Origin of the sequence: Brachybacterium fresconis (genome assembly GCF_017876515.1) — a bacterium.
Lineage (GTDB): Bacteria > Actinomycetota > Actinomycetes > Actinomycetales > Dermabacteraceae > Brachybacterium > Brachybacterium fresconis.
On sequence record NZ_JAGIOC010000001.1, the window covers coordinates 4395928 to 4420278 of the forward strand.

Consider the following 24351-nt stretch of genomic DNA (forward strand, 5'->3'; position numbering starts at 1 on the left):
CTACCACAGTTGACGAGGTTGTCAGTCGACGACAGCCCAGCCTGTGGCTATCACCGTCATACCTGTGACTATCACTGTCATGAAGCAATAGGATGCGAAGGTATCTTTCTGCCGATCGAATCGAGGTGTGCACGTGAGTGTGGCACTCCAGCTCCAGGACCAGCTCGTCGCTTGGCGACGGGACTTCCACCAGTTCGCCGAGCCGGGATGGACGGAATTCCGGACCACCTCGGCGATCATCACAGTCCTGCGTGATCTGGGCTGGGACACGGTCTACGGACCCGAACTCCACGACGCCGATGCTCGCTTGGGTGTGCCCGGGGCAGACGTACTCGGTGCCGAACGCGAACGTGCAGTGTCGCAGGGAGCCGATCCGGAGCTTGTCGAGGCGATGGGCGACGGTTTCACCGGTGTTCTGGGCGTGCTCGAAACCGGACGCCCCGGGCCGGTCGTGTGCTTCCGCTTCGACATCGACTCGAACGACCTGGTCGAACTCGCCGATGACAGCCACCGCCCCTTTCTCGAGGGATTCACCTCGGTCAACGAGGGCGCCATGCACGTATGCCACGGCGGGGCCGTGGTGCACACCTCCCTCATGAGACGACTCATGAGAGGAGGCCCAGATGAAGGGCGGCGTGATCCTGTTCCGCGGCAGCGGTGCTGCCGCGCGCCGCTATGTCGAGGCCGACCGCTCCCGCGCCGACGAGTACTATCTTGGCGCGGACAACGCCGTCGCCGAGTACGCGGTGCTCGACGCCCACGGCGAGGTCACGGTTACCCATTCCCTGACCGCCGAGGAGTATGAGGGGTGGGTGGACTGGACAGACCCGATCGCGGGCGAGTTGATGGGCACCCCACGCAAGCCCGGCGAGGGGTCGAAGGGGTCGCCGTTGTTTGCGGAGATGACGATCAACGCGCCCAAGAGCTTGTCGGTTGCCGCCGCCCTCCACCCCGAAGTCTCCGCCGCTCTCGATCAGGCTCAGCAGGACGCTCTGGCGGAGATTCGGCGGTGGCTCGGCCAGCACTCCGTCACGAGAGTCGGGCCGCGCGACGCGCGAGAAGTCATCCCTATCGAGCAGATGCAGGTCGTCGGCATCCGGCACAGGACATCGCGGGCGGGCGATCCTCACCGGCATATCCATATGCAGATCGGTACTCGGGTGTGGGCGGCTGGGAAATGGCGGGCGCTCGATACTGCGGCGTTGTTCAAGCAGCAGGGCGCGATCCGCGCCCTCGGCACCGCGGTCATCGCCGCACACCCGCACCTCACACAGACCCTCGCGGAGCATGGCCTGACCCTCGATCCCGTCTCCGGTGAGGTGGCGGAGTTGCAGCCGTTCAATGGGGTGATGTCGAAGCGGTCGGCGCAGATCAGGCGCAACCTTGACCGTCTCGAAGCCGAATGGGAAGCGGCGCATCCCGGCGAAGTGCTCGGCCCGGTGATGACGGCCAGGTTGCAGGGCATCGCCTGGACGCACCAGCGGCCCGGGAAGAAGCCCGCTGATCTGAAGAACGAGCAGTGGTGGGTGCAGGAACTCACCGACGCCGGATACGACCCCGCTGCACCTCGACGCAGCACCGTGCAGCGCCCGGTGCGGGTGGATGATCTTGCGGTGCAGGAGGTTGCATCGCGGGCGCTGGATCGCTGCGCCGCCGCATCATCGGCATGGACGACACACACGGTGCAGGAGCATGTCACCCGCATCACCACCGAACACGGCGTGCAAGCAACCCCCGCTGAGTTGCGCGAGTTCATCGCGATAGCGACCGACCTTGCGGTCGCGGATTGCTTCTCCGTGCTCCTGCCGGAGGCCGCAACGCCGGAGCATGTCGCGCACCTGACCAGCCTCACCGTGGTCGCCGCCGAGACCGCGCTCCGCGACCGCCTGGCCGCGGCTGTGCCGGAGCATCCGGACGTGATCGAGGCTGCGCTCAGGGCGGGGCTGGATGAGGGGCAGACGGTGGCTGCGGCGGCGGTGGCATCGGCCGATCCGTTGGTGATCGTGGAGGGCGCTGCGGGGAGCGGGAAGACGACGATGCTGCGCACCGCCATCGACGTCGCCGCCGAGCACGGGCGTGCGTCGCGGGTGGTTGCACCCACGCTACGCGCGGCGCAGGTCGCACACGAAGAACTCGGCGTTCCCGCCACGAGTGTTGCAGCGCTCGTGCACGCGCACGGATGGCGCTGGAACTCCGATGGCCTTTGGGTGCGCCTCGCACCCGGCGACACCGACCCCGACACCGGGAGCACCTTCACCGGCCCCGCTCGCGATGCTGTGCTGTCGTGGGGTGAGCGGGTGATTGTGGACGAGGCCGGGATGCTCGACCAAGACACCGCCCAAGCACTCCTCACAATCACCGCCGAGGCAGGCGCAACCATCGCGTTCGTCGGCGACCGCGCACAACTCCCCGCCGTCGGCCGGGGCGGGGTGCTCGACATGGCCGCGCAGATCAGGGGCCGCACCTACGACATGACCGAACTCCACCGGTTCACTGACGCAGAGTACGCGGCACTCACGTTGACGATGCGCGACCGGGAGAACCCCGGCGAAGTGTTCGACCGACTCACCGCCATGGGGCTCGTGATACTGCACGCTGATGATGAGCGGGTTCGCGAGCACATCACCGACAACGCCCACCAGGGCGAGGCGATCACCGTGGCGACCAACCATGAAGCCACCGCGTTGAACGAGCGCATCCGCGCCGGACGTGTCGAGGCGGGCGAGGTTGACGACATTGTGACGGCGACCGGCAGCGACGGGCTGAGCATCGGAGCGGGTGACCTCATCCAGACCCGCCGCAACGACAGCGATGTGGGGGTGGCGAACCGGCAGCAGTGGATCGTCCAACACGTCGAGAACGACGGCACCGTCTATGCCCGTGAGGTCGGCACCGGGCGCAAGAACCCCCGCACCGTCACCCTACCTGCCGAGTATGTGGGTGAGCACGCGCACCTGTCCTACGCCGCAACTGCCTACGGCGTCCAAGGCGCAACCGTGGATGGTTCGCACACGATGCTGTCGGAGGCGACGAGCGCGGCAGGGGTCTACGTCGGCATGACCCGAGGCCGTCAGACCAACCGGCTCCACCTCGTTGCCGAGGACATGGCCGACGCCAGGGCGCAGTTCATCGAGGCGATGGAACGCGACCCCGCAGACCAGGGCCTCGACCACGCCATCCGCGCCGCGAGAGAGGCGGTGCGCGGATTCGTCACAGACGGCCCCGTGAGACTGGTCACCGAAGAACTCGCCCGCCTCAACCACGAAGCCGAACGAGCGGAGCGGGCAGCGGAACGGTGGGAGCAGATCGCCGCCAGGTTCGGCGCTCAACGTTCGACCCATCGAGCCGAAGACAACTGGAGCGCTGGTGTGCTCCGCAAGGCCGAAGACGCCGCCGAGCAGGTGCGTGCTGAGGTCACCCAGCCACTGACGGTGCAGGCTGAGCGCGATGGTGCCGCGTACCTCGATGCGGTCGTAGACGAGGCCGCCGCCCGTCGTCGCCTCGCTACCGTAGGTAGGTTCGGCAGACGCAAAGCCCGTACCGAGCACCAGGCCGCGACCGAGCGCACCCGGACGTTGCGCGGGCAGGTCAGAACCGAGTGGGGCACCACACCGGCGAACCCTGATCGTCTCCCAGAATGGGCAAGCAAGGTCGCCGCGAACCGCGCCGAGGCAGACCCCCGCGTGGCTGAGGCCGCGGAGACCGTCGATGCCGCCACCGCCGACCGCGAAACGATGCGGAAGCGGCACCGGCAGGAACGCACGGCGTTGCTCGTCAGCGAGTACGGGATCGACCACGCCCGCCGCGCTCAGTTCGGTATGAGCACGATCAGCCCGCAACGCAACGTTCAAGACGCCCGCGCGAGAGCCGCCCTGGCCCGGGCTGAGGCCAACGAACTGCGCATGCTGCCCGTGAACGCCGCCGCCCGACAGATTGAGACGAAACGCGCCGAGCGGGAGAACCAGCGACAGCAGGTGCTGGAGCGACAGCGGCAGATCAGTGACCCTATCGAGCACGACCGTCACCGCAGCGGGGCACGCCGGGACGGGCCAACACGCGGCCTGTAGCGGCTCTTCGCGGTTCGTGGTGAATGACCCTGTTGGGGCGGGTATTCACGCTACGGTTTTCGCGGCGCTGGCCAGCAGGATACGGGTCCGGTAGTTCTCCGCGTTTCGGAAGCCGCGGCCGGTGCGTTTGATGTTCTTGATGCCGGTGTTCGCGGCCTCGACTCGGGCGGTGGTCGCGCCGGTGACGATGAGGACCTCGATCGCGTCCCACCAGGTCACGATGGTGTCGTAGAGCTTGGTCGCCTCGGGCATATTCGCGATCTGGGAGAAGTAGCCCATCCGCATCCGTTCGTCCCAGGCCTGGGCGAGGGTGTCGGTATCCAGGAGGCGGCGGAGCTGCTCTTTGATGCCCCAAGCGGCGGAGAGCTCGTCGGTGGGATCATCGGTGCGGAACACCGTCTCCAACCGCTCCCAGGCACGCGGGCTCAGGGTGTCAGCGCCGCGCAGCAACAGCATCCGGTGCGCCCAAGCCGGGTCATCCTTCCGGCCCCGACGACCGCGATGAGTGCGAGCCAGGCGCTGACGGACGGTGGTGACCATGTCATTTCCGAGCTTCACGAGGTGGAACTTGTCAACCGAGACCGCAGCACGGGGCAGGTAGGTCCGCAGTGCCTTGCGGAACGCGGCCGACGGGTCGATCGCAACGATCTCGATCCGCTCCCGCCAGGCGTCCGAACGCTGGGCCAGCCAGTCCCCGACGGCGGTGGAGTCCCGGCCGTCGACGACGCCGAGGACCTGCCCGGTGGTCAGGTCGACCAGGGTCGTCATCCATGGCTCGAACCGTCTCCAGGCACCTTCATCGGTGCGGAACCAGCGCACCGAACGGTAGCGGTGCTCATCGATGCCCAGGCGCGTCACGGGCACGTCCTCGGCGGTGGGCAGGACCACTGCGGCAGCGGCCAGCGCTGCCTGGACCAGCCACCACGAGACGCCATGGGCCCGGGCCACTTCTGAGGCTGCCCGACCCGAGGTGATCACTGCGGAGACGATCTGGTTTCGCAGCCGGATCGTCGATCGCGCGCGGTGGGGGACCTGATCGGTGGCTTCCCAGAACGTGCGCCGGGCGCAGGCCGGCTCGAGACAGAACCAGCGCCGCTTGGCCCACACCACCTCCACAGCCCCGGCCACGGGCACGTCCCGGACGTGCTGGGACCGGCGGGAGTGGACCTTGGTCGCGAGCACCCCGCAGGACGGACATCCGGGCGGGACGGTCGAGGCGATCACCACTCGACGGCCTCCGTCGGGCAGGTCGATCGCGTCGACGACGTGGTAGTCGGGCAGGTTGAAGATCGTGCTCGCAGCATCTCGCTGCGAACCAGTATTCTCGTGCACAGGCTCGTGGTCCTCTGAGGTGTGGATGTCTTGACAACACCCATCACAGCAGGACCACGGGCCGTTCTACGCCAGCGACGCGACGCTCTCCTTCACCACGAGCCGCGAAGAGCCGGGTAATGGCCTCGACGCCGGTGGTGATCGCAAGGTAGGCGGCGCGGTCGATCAGGTTCATCAACGACGCGATCCGCCCCTGTGTGCGCCGATGCAACTCCCGCGCCTGACTGGTCAGCATGCCGGGCTCTGCGTCGGCGAGAATCAGATGCCGCTCCAATGTCACCAGAAGATCCGTCCACGCTCGGGCGCTGTGACCGTCGCCGAAACTGAATGGCGCGACGGGGCACCGCGTGGTGCGCCGACTCGTCTGCGCATACGCCGCGTCCTCCCCCAGAAGGCCCTCGTCGAAGAACTTCTTCGCTTCCAGGTTCACCCCCACGAACAGGAACGTTGCCGGCAGCACGTTGGCCAGTCCCTTGAGGTGGTTGGAGACTTCCAGCCCGTTCCGATGCCGGAAGTCCACGAAGTGCAGATCATCGATGACTATCAGCTTCGTCTCGCAGGTGGTCACACAGTCCATGGCCAAGGACGTCAGCTGGGTGCGGGTCGACCTCGAGGCCGCGGGATGACCGTAGAACTTCAGCAGCTGTTGGTTCAGGCCCTTCAGCGTCACCCCCGCGTTCAGGGGCACGAAAGCCACAGGCAGTCGCTGGCTGCCGTCCGCCGTTTCGGGGGAGTGGCGACGGTACTCGCGGCGGTGGACTTCCCGCGCGAACCGCGTCGCGATCGTGGTCTTGCCCAGCCCTGGCTCGGCATCGATCACCGCCGCTCCTCGCAGCTTGTCGCCATCGCGCCGATTCGAGGCCATGACCTGGTCCAGCACATCGAATGCCCGGGATAGCTGCTGCGTCTTGATCGTCGCCGGGTTCGCGTTCCACACGCACCGCGCCTCGTTGTAGTCCGCCAATGCGTCCGCGTGCAGCGCGCGCATCTCCGCGCGGTTAAGCACCTCGAACTGCGGCCGGGTGCCTGCGTTGACGAACGCATCCCAGCCCTCCTTACGCGATAGCTGGTAGGGCACCGTGTCGTACCGGTGCAGCCACTGCGCCCACGGATTCTCGCTCACTCGTCGAACACCTCCAGCCCGTCCGCATCCGGGTGCTGCGCGTAGTACTGCTCAAACACATCGAGATCGTCAGCGACCTGAGCCTGTGCCCGGCGACGCTCGAGATGGGCGGACAGGTCGATCACCGCCGGCACGTCACCGGCAGCCGGCGCGGCGTTGTCCCTGGCTGGTTGTGCGGCAAGGCGGCGGGCGAGATTCTTCTCGCGGCGGCCGGTGACTGCCCCCTTGCTGTATCGTGCCAACAGGTCATCGAGCGCGGCCCCGGCATCGACGTGCCGGTTGGTCTGCTGGCTGAGCTTTCGGGTGAAGGTGGCGGCTTCGGCGCTGAGCGGTGCGTCTAGGCCGGGCGCGTGCTCCCACTCCAGGTCGTGCCAGGTCCGGGTGTCGGGGTCCTGGAAGTAGACGGTGCGCACGTCGTCGCGGTCGACCATGATCGGCCACTTGCCCGCATGCGCGCCTCCATGGGGTGATCGGGCTCCGCGGTGGAGGTTGAGAGCCAGCCCATCGTAGCGGCGCCCGTCGATCTCGACGCCGTAGTGCTGGATCGACCGCCAGGCGACGTCCAGGAACTCCATCCGCAAATCATCGCTGGCCGGGAGCCGCAGCACCCCGGCGGTGGCCATGCCGCGAGCGAACATCTCCGCCGGCGACAGCTCCACCCACGGCAGCAGCGGGTCACACAGACCCCGGTGCGGGGTGTGGTGGTAGATCCGCACCCATTCGCGGAGGATCGCTTCGAGCTCGGGCACGTAGTAGAACGCCTGGCCCTCGATGTTCTTGCCGCGGGAGTAGATGTCCGGACCCTTGTAAGCGGCCAGGTGCTCGAGCAGCTGCTGACGCAAGGTGCGGAAGAACCGCTCGATCGCGGGCTTGTCCGTCGGCTTATGAGGGATCGCGGGCTGGATGTTGATCCCCAGCCGCTGGCACACCGCTCGAGTGCGCAGGGAGAGATAAACCTTGCCATGATCGACCACGATCGTGTCCGGCAACGCGCCACTCTCCTGCGCCAACAGGGTCTCCGGCACCCCGACGTACGGCGCCGGGACGTCTTCATCACTCGGCGGGCCCCAGGCCTGCGGGGTGACCACCTGGAACAACACTGCCGCGACGTCTTGCGCGGTGGTCGAGATCGGGCGGAGGATCAAGCCGAGAATGCACCGCGAGTACAAGTCCATCGCCACCGTCAGCTCGGTATTGATCCACCGGCCCGTGACCGGTTCCATCGCGAACACGTCCAGCGGGGTGGTGTCGAGAACGACGTACTGGCCCGGCCGATCCGCTCGCATCCGACCCAGCACACCCCCAGGGCGTTCCGCCACCGAGCGCCTCTGCTTCGCCGCCCCGAACGTGTACCGACCCTTGTCCAACTCACGCAAGCGTTCATAGGCGACGGATTGCGACGGGACCGGAGCTCCGGGGTTCTGCTCCAGGTAGAGCGCGTTCGTCCTGCGAAGTACGGTGCGCATCGTGGGGTTCGATCGGTCCGTGTAGGAGTCGAGCACTTCGCGGCAGGTCTGGTCCCATTCCGGGGCGACCGCGCGGTGGGAAGGCTGGAGCAAGCGCGAATCGACCAGGCCGGCCAGACCTCGCTCGACATACCGGGTCGCGCGGCGCCGAGCGGAGCGCGGCGAGATCTTCAGCTTCACAGCCGCCTGCTCGTAGCGCTGCTCAAGCGGCACGTCGCTGAGGGCCAGCACGAGCTGGTTGTAGATCTCGGCTTCGACCTCGATGCGAGCTCGTTGAGCACTCGTCAGGCCGGCGAGGATGACCGCATCAAGCTCGGCATGCGGGCCTCCCTCGTGCGGGGGGTCGTCCAACGGTCGAGCCGCGCCCACCAGAGCGGGCGCATGGACGCGCAAGAACCGATCGACGGAGCGCAACAAGACGGTGGACCCATCGAGCTGTACGACTGTCCAGGCCGCGCCCTCGTACCAGAGCCGCGCACCCACCGACGTATCCAAGCTCTCCGTGCTCACGCCAGCACCCCGGCGGTGCGTCGGAGGAGCGTCTCGGCGTTCACGGGTTGACGGAGATCGAACGTGAACTCGCCAACCCACACGAGAGCGAAGACCGCCACTCGCCACAAGCTCTCTTCGTAGCTCACGGGCCTGAGGGCAAGCATCTTGCCCAGCGTGCTTTCGGCCTCGTCCAACCTTGCCCGCGCTTCTGCCAGGTACTCATCAGGCAATCGGTCGGGGCGTCGACCGACCGCCAGCAGCTTGAGATTACGCAGGACCGTGGGGTTGCCGCCGCTGAAGATCTCGTAACGCCATCCCTTGCTGCGGCACAACGCGCGCGTCCAGTCGAACTGGGCTCGGACTCGTGGCTTCTCGAGGAACGCTGCGGGCTTTACGTCGACGAGGGTGACCGTCCGATCCGAGTGGACAAGCAGCAGATCAGGCACGTGCGCACGCCGACTGTCACCGTCGCGCCCCGTGATCTGGAATGGCTGCGTACAGATTCCCTCGACGCTCGGGTCGTGGTCCGCCAGCCACAGTCTGTCAAGCTCCAGCAAGCTCTCGTAGACCAGCGTCCGATCGTTGGTCGCGGCCCAGAACAGGCCCGGGTAGCTCCGTTGGCCTCGGTAGGTCGGTGGCACCCGGATGGGCAAGCCCTCGACGATCAGATCGGCACGTGCTTCCTCCCACGTCGTCGCGACCTCGTCGCCGGCGACGGTGCAGTACCGGAGGAACACCTCGCGTCCGCCCACAAGATCATCCTGCCCGTCTGACAGGTGAGCCGGAAATCTGACACGCGCTGGCCAAGAAACCCGGAAATGGCCAACTTGTCCCGGAACCTACAACAGTGATCCGCCCCACGTCGGCTCGTGCCTGGAATACTCGCAGCCCCGCCAAAGTTGAGTGTGGTGTACTCAAGTTCAGTGCACGTCGGCTTGACAGGCCTGGAGCGAGGTTCTCTACTTGAGTGCGTACAGCTCAAGTCTTGCCGTCGGCCTCCGGGTCGGCGCATCGCAGGAAGACCATGCGGCGCATCCGTCGCAGAAAGGCAGGCACCCATGTCCCGTGTCGTCGGAATCGACCTCGGTACCACCAACTCCGCCGTCTCCGTCCTCGAGGGCGGCCAGCCCACGGTGATCGCCAACGCCGAGGGCTCCCGCACCACCCCGTCGGTCGTCGCCTTCTCCAAGCAGGGTGAGGTCCTGGTCGGTGAGGTCGCCAAGCGTCAGGCCGTCACCAACGTCGATCGCACCATCGCCTCCGTCAAGCGCCACATGGGCACGGAGTGGAGCACGGAGATCGACGACAAGAAGTACACCGCGCAGGAGATCTCCGCCCGCGTGCTCGGCAAGCTCAAGAAGGACGCCGAGTCCTACCTGGGCGAGGACGTGACCGACGCGGTCGTCACCGTCCCCGCGTACTTCTCCGACTCCGAGCGTCAGGCCACGAAGGATGCCGGCACCATCGCCGGCCTCAACGTCCTGCGCATCATCAACGAGCCCACCGCCGCGGCTCTCGCCTACGGCCTGGAGAAGGGCAAGGACGACGAGCAGATCCTGGTCTTCGACCTCGGCGGCGGCACCTTCGACGTCTCCCTGCTCGAGGTGGGCAAGGACGACGAGGGTTCGACCATCCAGGTCCAGGCCACCGCGGGCGACAACCGCCTGGGCGGCGACGACTGGGACCAGAAGGTCGTCGACTGGCTGATCTCCCAGGTCAAGAACAAGGAGGGCGTGGACCTCTCCAAGGACAAGATCGCGCTGCAGCGCCTCAAGGAGGCCGCCGAGCAGGCCAAGAAGGAGCTGAGCTCCTCCACCTCCACCTCCATCTCGCTGCAGTACCTGTCGATGACGGAGAACGGTCCGCTGCACCTGGACGAGAAGCTCTCCCGCGCCCAGTTCGAGGACATGACCTCGGACCTGCTCGAGCGCACCAAGTCCCCGTTCCACCAGGTGATCAAGGATGCCGGGATCAAGGTCTCCGACATCGACCACGTGGTGCTCGTCGGCGGCTCCACCCGCATGCCGGCCGTCACCGAGGCCGTCAAGAACCTCACCGACGGCAAGGAGCCCAACAAGTCGGTCAACCCCGACGAGGTCGTCGCCGTCGGCGCCGCCCTGCAGGCCGCCGTCATCAAGGGCGAGCGCAAGGATGTCCTGCTCATGGACGTCACCCCGCTGTCCCTCGGCATCGAGACCAAGGGCGGCGTGATGACCAAGCTCATCGAGCGCAACGCGGCCATCCCGACCAAGACCTCCGAGGTCTTCTCCACGGCCGAGGACAACCAGCCCTCCGTGGCGATCCAGGTGTTCCAGGGCGAGCGTCAGTTCACCCGGGACAACAAGATGCTCGGCACCTTCGAGCTGACCGGCATCGCCCCGGCGCCCCGCGGGATCCCGCAGGTCGAGGTCACCTTCGACATCGACTCCAACGGCATCGTGCACGTGACCGCGAAGGACCGCGGCACCGGCAACGAGCAGTCCATCCAGATCACCGGCGGCTCCGCCCTGTCCGACGAGGACATCGACCGCATGGTGAAGGACGCCGAGGCCCACGCCGCCGAGGACGAGGAGCGTCGCAAGAACGCCGACACCCGCAACTCCGTCGAGCAGCTCGTTTACCAGGGCGAGAAGCTGCTCAAGGACAACGAGGACAAGATCGCCGACGCCGACAAGACCAAGGCCGAGGACGCCATCAAGGAGGCCAAGGACGAGCTGGCCAAGGAGGACGCCTCCACGGAGGACCTCGAGGCCAAGAGCGAAAGCCTGAACGAGGCCCTGCAGGCCGTCGGCACCGCGATCTACTCGCAGGCCGAGGGTGCTGAGGGCGCCGAGGGCGCCGAGGGTGCTGCCGAGAGCGGCGCCGAGGCATCGTCCGACGATGATGACGTGGTCGACGCGGAGGTCGTGGACGAGGACGAGGAGAAGAAGTGATGACCGAGGACCGGAGCACCCCCGACGACGCTGAGCGCCCGGAGGGCGAGCCGAGGTTCTCCTTCACCGACAAGCGGAAGGTGAACCCGGAGGACGGCAGCATCCGTCCCGACGGGGACACCCAGGCCGATCCGGCACAGCCGGTGGATCCGATCGACGCCGAGGCCGCGACGCTCTACGAGCAGGCGGCCGAGGGCGGGCAGGAGTCCGCCCCGGCCGATGCCGGGTACGTCGCCGAGCTGGAGGGCAAGGTCGCCGAGCTCTCCGAGGAGCTCAAGCGCGAGCAGGCCGAGTACGTCAACTCGCGCCGACGCATCGAGGCCCAGGCCGAAGCGGGCAAGGAGGCGGCCGTCGGCCGTGTCCTGACCTCGCTGATCGGGGTCCTGGACGATGTGGAGGCGGGGCGCCAGCACGGTGACATCGCCGAGGGCACCCCCTTACACGCGATCGCCCAGAAGCTCGAGGACACCCTCGCCACCCACGGGCTGACGCGCTTCGGCGCGGTCGGGGAGGAGTTCGACCCGACCATCCACGAGGCCCTCATGCACGAGGACGCCGAGGATGTCGAGACCGCGACCATCTCGCTGGTGATCCAGCCGGGATACTCGATGAACGACCGGGTGCTGCGCCCGGCGCGCGTCGGGACCCGTGGTCCCGCCTGATCGACGTGCTGTGAGCTTGCGAACGGCAGGAGATCAGGCAGATGATCCCGCCTGATCGACGTGCTGTGAGCTTGCGAGCGGCAGGAGATCAGGCAGACGAGCCCGCCTGATCGGCTCAGCCTGACGGATCCACCTCACGGCGGTGCGGGGCCTGCCGGCCGATGACCGGTCGGCAGGCCCCGCACCCGTTCCACCCCGCACCCCACGAAGTACCTGACGCTCTCGGAAGGAGACGCACATGTCCTCCCAGGACTGGCTCGACAAGGACTTCTACGCGGTCCTCGGCGTCTCGAAGGACGCGAGCGCGCAGGAGATCAAGAAGGCCTACCGCTCCCAGGCCCGGAAGTACCACCCCGATCACCATCCCGGGGACGCCAAGGCCGAGGAGAAGTTCAAGGAGATCGGCGAGGCCTACTCGGTGCTCAATGATCCCGAGCAGCGCGAGCAGTACGACGCGATCCGCGCCATGGGCTCCGGCGGCGCACGCTTCTCCGCAGGCCAGGGCGGGCCCGGAGGAGCCGGCTTCGAGGACGTCTTCTCCTCCATGTTCGGCGGCGGCCAGGGCGGCGGCTTCCCCGGTGCCGGAGGACCCGGCGCCGGCGGCGCGCGCACGGCCGGAGGTGCAGGCAATCCGGACCTCGACGACATCCTGCGCATGTTCGGCCAGGGCGGCGGTGCATCCGGCTTCAGCGGCGGGGGAGGGTTCCCCGGCAGCGCCGGCGGCGCCCCCGCGAAGGGTGCCGACCTCTCCGCCCGCACCCGCATCAGCTTCCGCGACGCGGCGCTGGGCACCGAGATCCGGCTCAGCGTCGACGGCCGCTCGCTGACCACCCGCATCCCCGCCGGCGTGCACGACGGGCAGAAGATCCGCCTGCGCGGCAAGGGCCGGCCCGGACCCGGCGGCGCCCCCGCCGGAGACCTGCTGCTGACCCTCGACGTCGACGAGCATCCCGTCTTCCACAGCGAGGGCACGAACCTGCACCTGACCCTGCCGGTCTCCTTCGACGAGGCCGTGCTCGGCACCAAGGTCTCCGTGCCCCTGCTCGACGGCGGCTCCGTGACCCTCAAGATCCCGGCCGGCACCCCGTCGGGCCGCACCCTGCGGGTGCGCGGCAAGGGCATCGCCACGAAGAAGACCACCGGCGACCTCATGGTCACCGTGGAGATCGCCGTCCCCACCCATGTCGAGGGGGCCGCCAAGAAGGCGGTCGAGGACCTGCGCGAGGCCCTGGCCGACGAGGACCCGCGCGCCGGGCTCGCCGAGGCCGCCGCGCGCTGACCGTCCTCGGGACCGCGGTCGGATCGGCGGCCGCGTCCCCGATGCCCTGCTCGCGCCGCACGGCGTGGGACAGTGGAGGCCACGGCATCGGCATCGGCCGTGATGGGACGACCGTCCCGCAGGAAGGAGGATCACCGACATGGCAGCCCAGCACCGCATCGACGAGCGGGCCCCCGTGTTCGTGATCTCCGTGGCGGCCGAGCTCTCCGGCATGCACCCCCAGACCCTGCGCCAGTACGACCGGCTCGGGCTGGTCTCCCCGCAGCGCACCCTCGGCCGCGGGCGGCGCTACAGCGCCCGCGACGTGGCCAAGCTCCGCGAGGTCCAGCGCCTCTCCCAGGAGCAGGGCATCAACCTCGCCGGCATCAAGCGGATCCTCGAGCTGCAGGACGAGGTCACCGACCTCGTCGATCAGCTCGAGAGCGTCCAGGAATCCCTCGACTCCCTCACCCCGGCCCAGCGGCGCGTGTTCGCCGCGGACCGGGACGGGGAGATCAGCGCCCTGCGCCGGGGGCAGCGCCCCCAGCGGCGCGAGTCGGGAGCGCTCGTGCTGTGGCGTCCCCCGCGTCGCCGCTGACCAAGCGCCGGCGCCGGTGCGGGCGCGCGCCGGTGACGTCGTAGATCTGCTGCAGGTCGCGGGCGACCTGGCCGAGGTCGACCTCCTCGGCCGCCGTTCGGCCCGCCGCGGTGAGATCAGCCAGCCGGCCTCCCAGCAGCTCCGACAGATGCACGGCGACGTCGCCGGCGAATTCCGGGCCGTCCCCGGCGACCTGGTGCGTGAGCACCCCGTCGGGCATCCGCTCGCGATACAGCGGGATCGCCCGCACCAGCGCGGGGATCTCGCAGGCCAGCGCCTCCCACAGCACGATCCCCTCGGTCTCCTCCTTGCTCAGGAAGCAGAAGGCGTCGGCGCCGCAGTAGGACTCGCGCAGCGTCTCCGCACTGACGTACCCGGGGAACAGAGCATTGGCGGGGGCGGTGGCCAGGGCGCGGCGCACGTCGGCCGTCAGCAGACGCTCATCGGTGGTGCCGTACCAGATGAAGGTCACCCCGGGCAGGCGCCGGGCGACCTCCACCCAGTCCAGGATCCCCTTGCGCACCAGATGCATCCCCACGCTGATCACGATCGTCGCGTCGTCCGCGAGGCCGAGGGAGGCCCGCAGCCGCTCCCGCGCGCTCGGATCGGGACGGAAGAACGTGGTGTCCACGCCGTTGGAGAGCACGTGCACCGGGGCGGTCAGGCCGTACTTCGGAGCCGAGATCAGCGCCCGGGAGTACTCGCTGGGGGTGACCACGGCGTCGCCGCGGCGGTACAGATGCGCGATCCAGCGGCGAAAGAGCGGGGCCACGGCATTGGCGCCGGGGAACGAGTCGCGGAAGTCGTCCTCCGTGGAGTGCGCCCACATCAGCACCGGTCGCCGCCACAGGTGCGCCCACCGGGCGATCAGGGGCGTGTCGGGGAACGGGGTGTTCAGGTGCACCACGTCGAAGGGACGCAGCGGATTGGTGACCACCTGGTGGCCGAGGGAGCGCACCGCCATCTCCTGGTGGCGCATGGCGGCGCCGATGCCGGATTGGCCGGCCAGCCCCGCCAGCCCGCGGGGCATCAGCACCCGCAGCGGCTGATCGGAACGGACGTCGCCCCGGGGTTGACGGCCGGGCAGCGCGGAGCGCACGGCGCGCAGGGCCGTGCGCACGCGATGCGCGGCGCGGTCCCCGGTGCGGCGGGGGCGCCGCACGGCACGGGTCCTCATGTACATGGCAGGTCTCCGTTCACCAGGGCAGGAAGCGCAGGACGACGGTGCTGACGCCGAGGCCGTAGGCGATCATGGCCCACGGCTTGCACAGCAGGATGATCGCCACGTAGGTGCGCCAGCGCATGCGGGTGGTCCCCGCGATGTAGCACAGCAGGTCATCGGGAGCGATGGGCAGCGCGATCGCGAGCGCGAAGGCCCGGGTGAAGTTCGCGTGCCGGGTCCAGCCCAGGAACTTCTCGACGGTCCGGGCCGGGAAGATCCGCTCGATCAGAGCGAGACCGACGTGGCGGGCGATGAGGAAGTTCAGCATCGAGCCCGCGCTGACGGCGAGATAGTTGTACACCGTCCCCTCGACTGCTCCGAACAGCACGGGGCCGGCGATCACCAGCAGGCCGCCGGGCACGATGGGGAACACCACCGAGGCGGCGGAGACGACGAGGAAGACCACCGGGCCCCAGGCGCCGAGCGAGTCGATGAACGCCTGGAGGTTCTCCAGCGACTGCAGCACCCCGGTCTGCAGCCCCACCACCACCAGAGCGATGCTCACGGCGAGGCCGACCAGCGGTGCCAGGCGTGCGGCGAGGCGCAGCGGATCCCGCCGGGCGCCGGGGGCCGCGGCCGCGGGTCGGGCGACCCGGACGGGGGCCGCGGTGCGGGGCGATGCGGTGACCACGGGGACGGAGTCCGTCACGGTGCTCATGCGGCCACCGCCTGCGGGGCGATGATCAGCGGGCTCCGGCGACGCTGCACCTGCTGGTACACCTCGAGCACAGCCTGGCCGAACTCCTGCGCACCGCAGGTGGCCCGGGCGTGCTCGACCGCGGCGCGGGACATCTCCCGGCGCAGCGCACCATCGTCCAGCAGCTCATCGAGCCGGCTCGAGAACTCCGCGGCGGTCTCGTACTGCCATCCCGTGCGTCCGGCGATCACGACGCTGTCCAGCGACGGATCCCGACGGCACAGCAGCGGAAGACCGCTGGCCTGGGCCTCGATGAACGTCAGCCCCTGGGTCTCGCTGCGCGAGGCGCTGACGAAGGCGTCCCCGATGCGATACCAGCGCTGGACCTCGGCCGGATCGACCACTCCGGTGAAGCGGACCCGGTCCGCGATCCCCAGGGCGGCGGCGCGGGCTTCGAGCTCGGCGCGGTAGGGCCCTTCGCCGACCAGCACCAGCACGGTGTCCTCGCGTCCGGTCCCGGCCACCAGGTCCAGCACCTCGTCGAGGTTCTTCTCCTTGGCCAGGCGGCTCACGGAGACCAGCACCTTCTGCCCGGCGGTGATGCCGAGGTCTTCGCGCAGGGCGCTGACATCGCTCTGCTCGGCCACGGTGCGGGCGGGACGGAATCGATGCAGGTCCAGGCCGGTGGGGACCACGTGGACCGGCCGGTGCACGCCATAGCCGCCCAGCAGTCGTGCCACCTTCGCCGTCGGGGCGATGACGGCGTCGGTCCCCGCCAGCACGCCGCGCGAGAAGGTCGCCACGACCTTCCGGCCGACGGTGCGGCTGGGGGAGTAGTAGTGCGTGTAGTCCTCGTAGATGGTGTGATACGTGTGCACCAGCGGCACCCCGAGGGACTTCGCGATGCGGCGGGCCCACATGTGGGTGGAGAGCTCGCAGTGGGAGTGGACGACGTCCGGTCCCCAATGCAGGATCTCGCGCAGCACCCGACGTCCGGCCGGCATCCCGAGGCGTGCCCGGTCGTAGAACAGTCCGGCCGAGACGGAGCCGATCCGGTAGACGCCCTCCTCGCTGCGGGTGCGCATCCCCGGTGACAGGGTCAGCACGCGGACGTCGCAGCCGAGCGCGAGCAGCTCCCGACGCAGCGTCGCCACCGAGGCGACGACGCCGTTGACGACGGGCTCCCACCAGTCGGTGGTCAGCAGCACCCGCAGCGGGCGCTGCGCGGTGCCGGTTCGGTCGGCGGGGCGCATCCTGGTCAGTTCCACCCCTGCAGACTCGCACCCGCCGGCGCCGGTGGCGTCCCCCGAGCGGATGAACGGGGTCAGACTCTGGTCTGATCCTCGCTCTGTGCGCTCCGTGCGGCATGTCGTCGACCTCATGGTTCGAGACTACGGTCGCAGGTCGTGGCCGACGACGGGGCGCGCCCGACACGTCGCGGGGTGTTCCCCCCTGGTGTTTCTTCCCGTCACCTGGTAACGGGCTGTGAACGCGTCGGAGGCCGGCCTCAGAAGCCGTCGGCGGAAGGACGCGGGTAGTGCTGGAGGAACTTCTTGACCTGATTGGCCTGCGCGGCGAGCACGTAGGCGCGGCGCTTGATCCCCTCGACGGAGTAGGCCAGCGGGTGCACGGTGCGGCGAGAACCGATCGCCCGCACCCTGGTACGCAGGTCCGGATCGACGAGATACCGACGCAGCAGCAGCCACGGCACGATCGAGTACAGGATCTCCTCGTGCGGGACCAGCCGCGTCAGCGCACGGTCCTCGACGAGATCGGCGACCACGGGCTCGGCGACGTTCGCCCCGGCCGCCGTCATGTAGTAGTTGTTGCGGCCGATGCGGGGATTGACCTCGAAGAACTTCGCCACTCCGTCGCGCGGGTCGATCTTCACGTCGAAGTTCGCGTACCCGCGATATCCGGTGTGCTTCAGGAAGCGCACCGACTGCTCGAAGACCTCGGGCAGGTCGGTGGTGAACATGGCGGCGGGGTTCCCGAGCGCGCCGGGGGTGTGCTCCTCCAGCAGCACCTGCGCCCCGCCCAGCAGGGTCACCTCTGCGCGGGTGTCGACATAGGCGGTCACCGACAGCATCGCGGTGTCGTCCCCCGGGATCATCTCCTGGAGCACGAAGCGGTCGCGGTATCCGGCCGTCGTCAGCCGCTGGACCAGGTCCAGCAGCTGGGGGCGATCCGCGATCTCGAAGACCTTGCGCTTGCCGGGGAAGGAGATCGCGTTGTACGCGGAGGACCGGGAGGCCTTCGCCACCAGCGGCCAGCCCAGGTCCAGCTCCGGGACCTCCGGGGCGGTGCCGTCCGTGAAATCGAGGACGACGGTGCGCGGGGTGGACACGTCGATCTCGGCGCACACCGCGGAGAAGGTCGCCTTGTCGGCGACGGCGTCCAGCACGTCATCGTCCAGCAGCGGCAGGTGGAAGTACGCGCTGAGCCGCTCTCGGTGCGTGGCCAGCAGGGCGACCAGGAAATCGGCGTTGGCCAGCAGCACCGGGCGCGCGCCGCCGGGCCGGGAGGCCTTGTCGTTGCCGACCTTCACCAGCGCCTCGATCATCTCCTCCTCGCTCGCGGCCATGCCGAGCTCGATGGTGCGCAGGATCGAGGAGTCGGCGACGGGCCCGGCGACCTCGCGGGTGACGACCGTGGCGGTGGTGCCGTACTTCTCGTGGAAGGCGCGGGCGAGGGCGTAGATCCCGATGTCCCCGCCGAGCAGCACCAGGTCGACCCCCGGGGTGGGGGCGGCGGCGACGGGGCGGGCGGGGGTGTCGGGCATCAGGGGAGGGTCCTTCCCGGGATCAGAAGCCGGTGTCGGTGGGGCGGGGGTAGACGGCGCGATACTTGCGCACGAAGTTCAGTCCGGAGACGACGGAGTAGGCGCGCATCCACCAGCCCTCCGGACGGTACCGGAACGGATTGCGCAGCCCGGTGCGCGCCATGCGGCGGACCTTCTCGCGCAGGCCGGGATCGCGCAGGTAGCGCAGCACCAGGCGCACCGGGAGGATCGAGTAGAGGATCTCGCGGGTGACGACGACCCGGTGGATGTCCTGGTCGTGGACGCGATCGGCGACGACGTGGCGGGCCACGCTCTCCCCGGCCGCGGTCACGTAGTAGTTGTTGCGGCCGATGCGCGGGTTGATCTCGAAGAAGCACTCGGCGCCGGTGCGCGGGTCGATCTTCACGTCGAAGTTCGCGAAGCCGACGTAGTCCACGGCGTCCAGGAAGCGCTCCGCGGCTGCGGTCAGGCTCGGGTGCTCGCCGGTGATCATGGCGGCGGGGCGGCCCAGGGCCTCGGGGGTGTGCTCGCCCAGGAGCACCTGGGCGGCGCACAGCAGGGTGACCTTCCCGCGGGATGAGCGGTAGGCGGTGATGGAGCGCTGGGCGGTGTCATCGCCCGGGATCAGCTCCTGGAACAGGAATCGTCCGGAGAAACCGGCCTCGCGCAGACGGCGGACCAGGTCGAGATGCTCCTCGGGGCTCTCGAGGAAGAAGACCTTGCGCTTGCCGGGGAAGTCGACGTGGTGGTACTCGGCGGTGTTCGCGGCCTTGCCGACCACCGGATAGGACCAGGGCAGCTCACGGGTCCCGTTCCAGTCCGCCTCACCGGCCCGGGCGAAGTCGACGATGACGGTGGGCACCGTGCCGATGCCGAGCTCCTCGCAGATCTGTGCGAACTCCGCCTTGTCGGCCAGGCGGGACAGGAGCTCGCCGCCGACCTGCGCGAGCAGGTAGTGCTCCTCGAGCTCGGGGCGGAAGCGGTCGATGAACTCGATCAGGGAGTCGGCGTTGGTCAGCAGCAGGGCCGGGCGCCCGGCGGGCCGCACGGCGGCCAGGTCCAGCAGCGCGTCGCGCATCCGCTCGTCGGTGGCGTCGGCCCCGAGCACCAGCTGATCGCTGGTGACCGTGTGCTCGTTCATCGCCACAGGCACCCGCACCACCGTGGTGCACCGCATGCCGTACTGGCGGTGGAAGGCGATGGTGAGGTTCAGCGAGTTCAGTCCGGCCCCGAGCACGACGACGTCGAACCCTGGATCGACGGGTGTGACCGGTGAGGAGGGCGAGCGCATGACCGCGATCCTAGCGGCGCCGGCCCGCCGGGCCGTGGAGACCCTCGGGGCTCCGCGGTCCGGCGTGACCGGTCCGACTCTCAGGAGGCCTGCTCGGGGGCGGGCCCTCGGGTCGACAGCCACACCGCCGCGTCGGCCGGGATCGTGCCCGGCCGGCCGGGAGCGGAGGCGACCAGCAGCTCGGCCGCCGCGAGGTCCGCGGAGCCTGCGCCTCGGGGCAGATCGACCGCGGCGTCAGTGGTGTTGACCAGCACGGTGACATCCCCGCGGTCGACGCCGAGCACGCCGGGAGGCAGATCCTCGAGGAACTCGACGCCGCCGTCGGGGCGGCCGAGGCCGAGCTCGCTGCGCAGGTGCAGTGCGGTGCGGTACATCTCGAGCGTCGAGCCCGCGACGCCGTCCTGGGCGTCGACGGCCAGCTCGCCGAAGACCTCCGGCTGCGGCAGCCAGCTCTTCCCGGTGGGCGAGAAGCCGAAGGCCGGAGCGTCCCGGCGCCAGGGCAGCGGCACCCGGCAGCCGTCGCGCCCGGGCACGCCCGCGCGCAGGTGCGAGGGGTCCTCGCGCAGCTCGTCGGGGATCTCGCGGACCTCCGGCAGGCCCAGCTCCTCGCCCTGGTAGAGGTAGGCGGCACCGGGCAGGGACAGCATGAGCACGGTGGCGGCGCGCGCCCGGCGCAGTCCCAGCTCCGCATCGGGCACCTCGTCCCGGCGCAGCCCCTCGCCGAAGCGGTGGTCGGGGGCGAACCCGTACCGGGAGGCGTGGCGGATCACGTCATGGTTGGAGAGCACCCAGGTGGTGGGCGAGCCCACGGCATCGGCCAGCTCCAGCGGCTTCTCGATCGCGGCGCGCATCGTCGCAACGCCCCAGCGGGCCTGGAGGAACCCGAAGTTGAAGGACTGGTGGGCCTTGTCCTCCCCGATGTACAGCGGGAGACGGTGCTCGGGGATCCATGCCTCCAGCACCAGCATGCGGTCGCCCTCGTAGGAGTCCAGGATCGGCCGCCACCGACGGTAGATGTCCAGCACGCCGTCGTTGTCGAAGTAGATCGGCACCTCGCCCTCGGGGATGTCGATGAGGCCCTCGGCGTTCACGGAGGCATCCGGCAGACCGTCGGGCTTGACCATCCCGTGGGCGACGTCCACGCGGAAGCCGTCGGCGCCGCGGTCCAGCCAGAAGCGCAGCACGTCCTCGAACAGCTGGTGGACACGGGGGTCGTTCCAGTTCCAATCGGGCTGGGTGGTGTCGAAGATGTGCAGGTACCACGGGCCGGGGGTGCCGTCCGCCTCGGTGATCCGGGTCCAGGCGGGCCCGTGGAAGATCGAGGTCCAGTTGTTCGGGGGCAGCTCGCCCTCCTCGCCGGTGCCCTCGGCGAAGACGTACAGGTCGCGCTCGGGGGAGCCGGGCTCGGCGGCCAGGGCCTGCTGGAACAGCTCGTGCTGATCGGAGGAGTGGTTCGGGACGATGTCGACGATCACCCTCAGGCCCAGCTCGTGGGCGCGGGCGATGAGCTCGTCCGCGTCGGTCAGGGTGCCGAAGCGCGGATCGACGTCCGTGTAGTCGGCGACGTCGTAGCCGCCGTCGTGCTGCGGGGAGGTGTAGAACGGCGAGAGCCAGATCGCGTCGACGCCGAGGTCGCGCAGGTAGGGCAGGCGTGCGGTGACGCCGGGAAGGTCGCCCATGCCGTCACCGTCGGAATCGGCGAAGGAGCGGGGGTAGACCTGGTAGACGACGGCGTCGCGCCACCACTGCTGGGTCGGGACGCTCGCCTGGTCGGAGGTCAGCGAAGCGGTGAGGGGCGAAGTGGTCATGGGGGTCCTTCCGGGAGCGCGGGGTGGTGCGGGCGCCGCCTGCTGCCGGCCCGCGTCGGCGGGTCGGGAGGGATCGGCGAGGTTCCGAGAGTGGGGTGCGTGATGCGGGTCATCGTCGTGCGGGTGCTGACTGACCGCCGGGGCAGGACGTCGATCAGCCCTTCACGGCACCGGCGGTCGAACCGCCGACGATGTACCGCTGCAGGAACTGATAGAGCACGATCACCGGGATCATGACCATCACCGATCCCGCGGCGAAGACTCCCAGGTTGTTCGAGCGGTCGGAGGAGAACATCCCGTACATGCCCACGGCAAGAGTCTTCTTCGAATCGTCGGTGAGGAAGATCGAGCCGATCAGGAACTCGCTCATGGAGCCGACCAGCGCCAGCAGCAGCGTCGTGGCCAGGATCGGGGTCATGGACGGCACCAGGATCTTGCAGAATGTCTGCCAGTGGGTCGCCCCGTCGATGATCGCGGCCTCGTCCAGCGACTTCGGGATCGTGTCGAAGAAGCCCTTGAGCAGCCACACCTGGCCGAAGGCGCCGCCCATGAGCACCGCGATGTACCCGGCCAGGGTGTTCAGGCCGAGCATCGGCACCGCGTCGCCGAGACCGGCGATCATCGTGTACACCGCGATCATCGAGAGGATGGCGGGGAACATCATGATCAGCAGGACCGCGAGCATGCCGCCGCGTCGGCCGCGGAAGCGCAGGCGGCTGAAGGCGTAGGCGGCCAGCAGCGAGAGGAAGACCTGGCCGGTGGCGACGACGCCGCACACGATGATCGTGTTGAGGTACCAGCGCAGGAAGTTCGCCCGCTCGCCGCTGAGCATCGCGGCGTAGTGCTCGAGGGTGACTCCTTCCGTGGGGAGCAGGCCGGCGGCGGCGATCGAACCGCTCTCGTTCAGCGACGCCGAGATCACGAACATGATCGGGAAGATGGCGAAGGCGATCGCCAGCACGCCGACGACGTGGCGCCAGCCGAGTTCGGCGAACCAGCGGCTGAAGGGCATGCGGTGCTTCTCGCCGCGCTGCGGAGCTGTGGTGGAGCTCATGGTGGACCCCTTCCGCGGGCTCAGTTGACGTCCTCGAGGACGTTGGTGAATCGGAACTGGATGGCGGCCAGGACACCGGTGAGGACGAACAGGCACACCGAGACCGCGGAGGCGAAGCCGAAGTCGGCTCCGGAGCCGCCGAAGGCGATGCGGTAGACCATCGAGATCAGGATGTCCGTGGCACCGCGGCCGGAGCCGTCAGGGAACGGGCCGCCCTCGGTGAGCAGCTCGATCGCGTTGAAGTTGTTGAAGTTGAAGGCGAAGGACGCGACCAGCAGTGGTGCCACGGCCACCAGCAGCAGCGGCAGCACGATCTTCCTGGTGGCCTGCAGGGGCGAGGCGCCGTCCATCCGGGCGGCCTCCGTCAGCTCGTCCGGGATCGCCTGCAGCGCGCCGGTGGAGACGATGAACATGTAGGGGAAGCCCATCCACAGATTCGTCAGCAGCACCGCGACCTTCGCGAGGTTCGGATCCCCGAACCAGTCCAGGTCCAGGCCGAGCATCTCGTTGATCAGACCGAAGTCGCGGTTGTAGAAGTTCGACCACACCAGCAGCGAGATGAAGCCGGGGATCGCGTACGGCATGATCAGCACGGAACGGTAGAACCGGCGACCCTTCAGACGCTGATCGTTGAGGACCACGGCGAGGGTGAAGCCCAGGGCGAAGGTCAGCAGCACGGAGCCGGCCGCGAACACCAGGGTCCACACGAAAGCCGAGAAGAACTGCCCGGCGACGGCTGAGTTGGTCAGCAGCCGCTCGTAGTTGGACAGTCCCACGCTCTGCAGCCAGCCCTGCGAGAACGCCCGCTCGCCCGAGGAGTCCACGAAGTATCGGGAGTCCCCGATCTCGCCGACGGTGTACTCCTCGCCGGTCGAGGTGTCCGTGATGGTGTCGGTCGCTTCGTCGTACTGCAGGACGGTGGTGCCGACGAAGGCCTGGTTCACGCCGAGGGGGCGGACGGCCGAGGACTCGTCGACCGGGACCGCGAGCTCCATCAGCTCGTCGTAGATCGTGTTCACCTGGCCGGCGTCGAGCACGGTGAGGCCCTGGACCTCGGTGACCCGGCCGTCGGCCACGGTGACGTCGCCGGGGGCGACCTCCTCCAGCGGCGTCTCGGCGTCACCGTGGTGGACCGTGCCGTCGGTGGGATCGACCAGGTAGAGCTCGAACGGCCCCTCGATGGGGGAGCCGGAGGTCGCCACCGTCATCGTGTACCTCGGCGAGTCGGCCGTCTGCTGGACGGAGCTGGCGACGATCGAGCCGACCGCCTGCTCCTTGGTCCCGCGGGTGCCGTCGCCGTAGTTCGTGAACGAGTACCCGATCGTCAGCACGATCGGGAGGATCAGGAACACGGACAGGAAGAAGGTGCCGGGGAAGAGGTACTTCCCCGGCACGAAGTGCTTCGTGGAGTACAGGACGAAGATGCCGACGGCGGAGAGCACCAGCACAGCCAGCCACATCCAGGACTGCTGGGCGATCAGCACCGGCGCGATGAAGACCGTCACCGCGAGGGTGATGCCGAGCACCGCGATGCGGGTGACCACGGCCGGGACCGAGGTGGACCGGGCTCGGTGCGCGGGGGCGTGCGTCGAGGTCATGAGACGACTCAGCCTTTCGAGGAGCAGG

Annotated in this window: 17 protein-coding genes; 5 read left to right on the forward strand and 12 right to left on the reverse strand. The window is 68.9% G+C overall.

Going from position 1 to position 24351, the window contains the following annotated elements; genetic code table 11:
• The first annotated feature begins 623 nt into the window (after positions 1 to 623).
• Entirely contained in the window at positions 624 to 4067 is a 3444-nt protein-coding gene (gene mobF / locus JOF44_RS19515; protein ID WP_209895311.1) for a MobF family relaxase, read from the forward strand.
• A 45-nt stretch (positions 4068 to 4112) separates the two neighbouring features.
• On the opposite strand, the gene JOF44_RS19520 is transcribed toward mobF, so the two are convergent.
• The 4 genes from JOF44_RS19520 to JOF44_RS19535 are packed head-to-tail and all read right to left on the reverse strand — an operon-like array spanning position 4113 to position 9232.
• Positions 4113 to 5399: an ISL3 family transposase gene (locus JOF44_RS19520; protein WP_209895313.1), complete on the reverse strand. Its 1287-nt coding sequence runs from the start codon at positions 5397 to 5399 to the stop codon at positions 4113 to 4115.
• Between the two features lie 43 nt (positions 5400 to 5442).
• Positions 5443 to 6522, reverse strand: a complete 1080-nt coding sequence (locus JOF44_RS19525; protein WP_209895315.1) for an AAA family ATPase — start codon at positions 6520 to 6522, stop codon at positions 5443 to 5445.
• The gene (locus tag JOF44_RS19530; protein ID WP_209895318.1) at positions 6519 to 8498 is read right to left on the reverse strand and encodes a DDE-type integrase/transposase/recombinase; all 1980 of its coding nucleotides are present in this window, start codon (positions 8496 to 8498) and stop codon (positions 6519 to 6521) included. Before JOF44_RS19530 ends, JOF44_RS19525 begins: the two co-directional genes overlap by 4 nt.
• Positions 8495 to 9232 (reverse strand): TnsA-like heteromeric transposase endonuclease subunit, encoded by a 738-nt coding sequence (locus JOF44_RS19535; RefSeq protein ID WP_209895320.1) that lies wholly within the window; start codon positions 9230 to 9232, stop codon positions 8495 to 8497. The genes JOF44_RS19530 and JOF44_RS19535 overlap by 4 nt, the downstream gene beginning before the upstream one ends.
• 306 nt (positions 9233 to 9538) lie before the next feature.
• On the opposite strand from JOF44_RS19535, the gene dnaK reads away from it, so the two are divergent.
• From dnaK to JOF44_RS19555, 4 genes are all read left to right on the forward strand, one after another.
• Entirely contained in the window at positions 9539 to 11413 is a 1875-nt protein-coding gene (dnaK, locus tag JOF44_RS19540) for a molecular chaperone DnaK (protein ID WP_209895322.1), read from the forward strand.
• Positions 11413 to 12075 (forward strand): nucleotide exchange factor GrpE, encoded by a 663-nt coding sequence (locus JOF44_RS19545; protein ID WP_209895324.1) that lies wholly within the window; start codon positions 11413 to 11415, stop codon positions 12073 to 12075. Before dnaK ends, JOF44_RS19545 begins: the two co-directional genes overlap by 1 nt.
• Positions 12076 to 12313: 238 nt before the next feature.
• Positions 12314 to 13354 carry a DnaJ C-terminal domain-containing protein gene (locus tag JOF44_RS19550; RefSeq protein ID WP_209895326.1) on the forward strand — a complete coding sequence of 347 codons (1041 nt, stop codon included), beginning with the start codon at positions 12314 to 12316 and terminating at the stop codon, positions 13352 to 13354.
• 139 nt (positions 13355 to 13493) lie between these two features.
• Positions 13494 to 13931 carry a heat shock protein transcriptional repressor HspR gene (locus tag JOF44_RS19555; protein WP_209895327.1) on the forward strand — a complete coding sequence of 146 codons (438 nt, stop codon included), beginning with the start codon at positions 13494 to 13496 and terminating at the stop codon, positions 13929 to 13931.
• Here JOF44_RS19555 and JOF44_RS19560 read toward each other — a convergent pair.
• From JOF44_RS19560 to JOF44_RS19595, 8 genes are all read right to left on the reverse strand, one after another.
• Positions 13849 to 15114, reverse strand: coding sequence for a glycosyltransferase (locus JOF44_RS19560; RefSeq protein WP_245349027.1), 1266 nt, complete (start codon positions 15112 to 15114; stop codon positions 13849 to 13851). The genes JOF44_RS19555 and JOF44_RS19560 overlap by 83 nt on opposite strands.
• A 13-nt stretch (positions 15115 to 15127) precedes the next feature.
• Positions 15128 to 15811 carry a TVP38/TMEM64 family protein gene (locus tag JOF44_RS19565; RefSeq protein WP_209895329.1) on the reverse strand — a complete coding sequence of 228 codons (684 nt, stop codon included), beginning with the start codon at positions 15809 to 15811 and terminating at the stop codon, positions 15128 to 15130.
• Positions 15808 to 17058: a glycosyltransferase gene (locus JOF44_RS19570; RefSeq protein ID WP_342591860.1), complete on the reverse strand. Its 1251-nt coding sequence runs from the start codon at positions 17056 to 17058 to the stop codon at positions 15808 to 15810. The genes JOF44_RS19565 and JOF44_RS19570 overlap by 4 nt, the downstream gene beginning before the upstream one ends.
• A 239-nt stretch (positions 17059 to 17297) precedes the next feature.
• Positions 17298 to 18572, reverse strand: coding sequence for a carboxylate--amine ligase (locus JOF44_RS19575; protein WP_209895331.1), 1275 nt, complete (start codon positions 18570 to 18572; stop codon positions 17298 to 17300).
• Between the two features lie 22 nt (positions 18573 to 18594).
• A complete protein-coding gene (locus JOF44_RS19580) occupies positions 18595 to 19863 on the reverse strand; it encodes a carboxylate--amine ligase (protein ID WP_209895333.1) in 1269 nt (422 codons plus the stop codon).
• Between the two features lie 80 nt (positions 19864 to 19943).
• Positions 19944 to 21671 (reverse strand): glycoside hydrolase family 13 protein, encoded by a 1728-nt coding sequence (locus JOF44_RS19585; protein ID WP_209895335.1) that lies wholly within the window; start codon positions 21669 to 21671, stop codon positions 19944 to 19946.
• Positions 21672 to 21825: 154 nt separating this feature from the next.
• A complete protein-coding gene (locus tag JOF44_RS19590) occupies positions 21826 to 22725 on the reverse strand; it encodes a sugar ABC transporter permease (protein ID WP_209895337.1) in 900 nt (299 codons plus the stop codon).
• Positions 22726 to 22745: 20 nt separating this feature from the next.
• Entirely contained in the window at positions 22746 to 24323 is a 1578-nt protein-coding gene (locus JOF44_RS19595) for an ABC transporter permease subunit (protein WP_209895339.1), read from the reverse strand.
• Positions 24324 to 24351 lie beyond the last annotated feature (28 nt).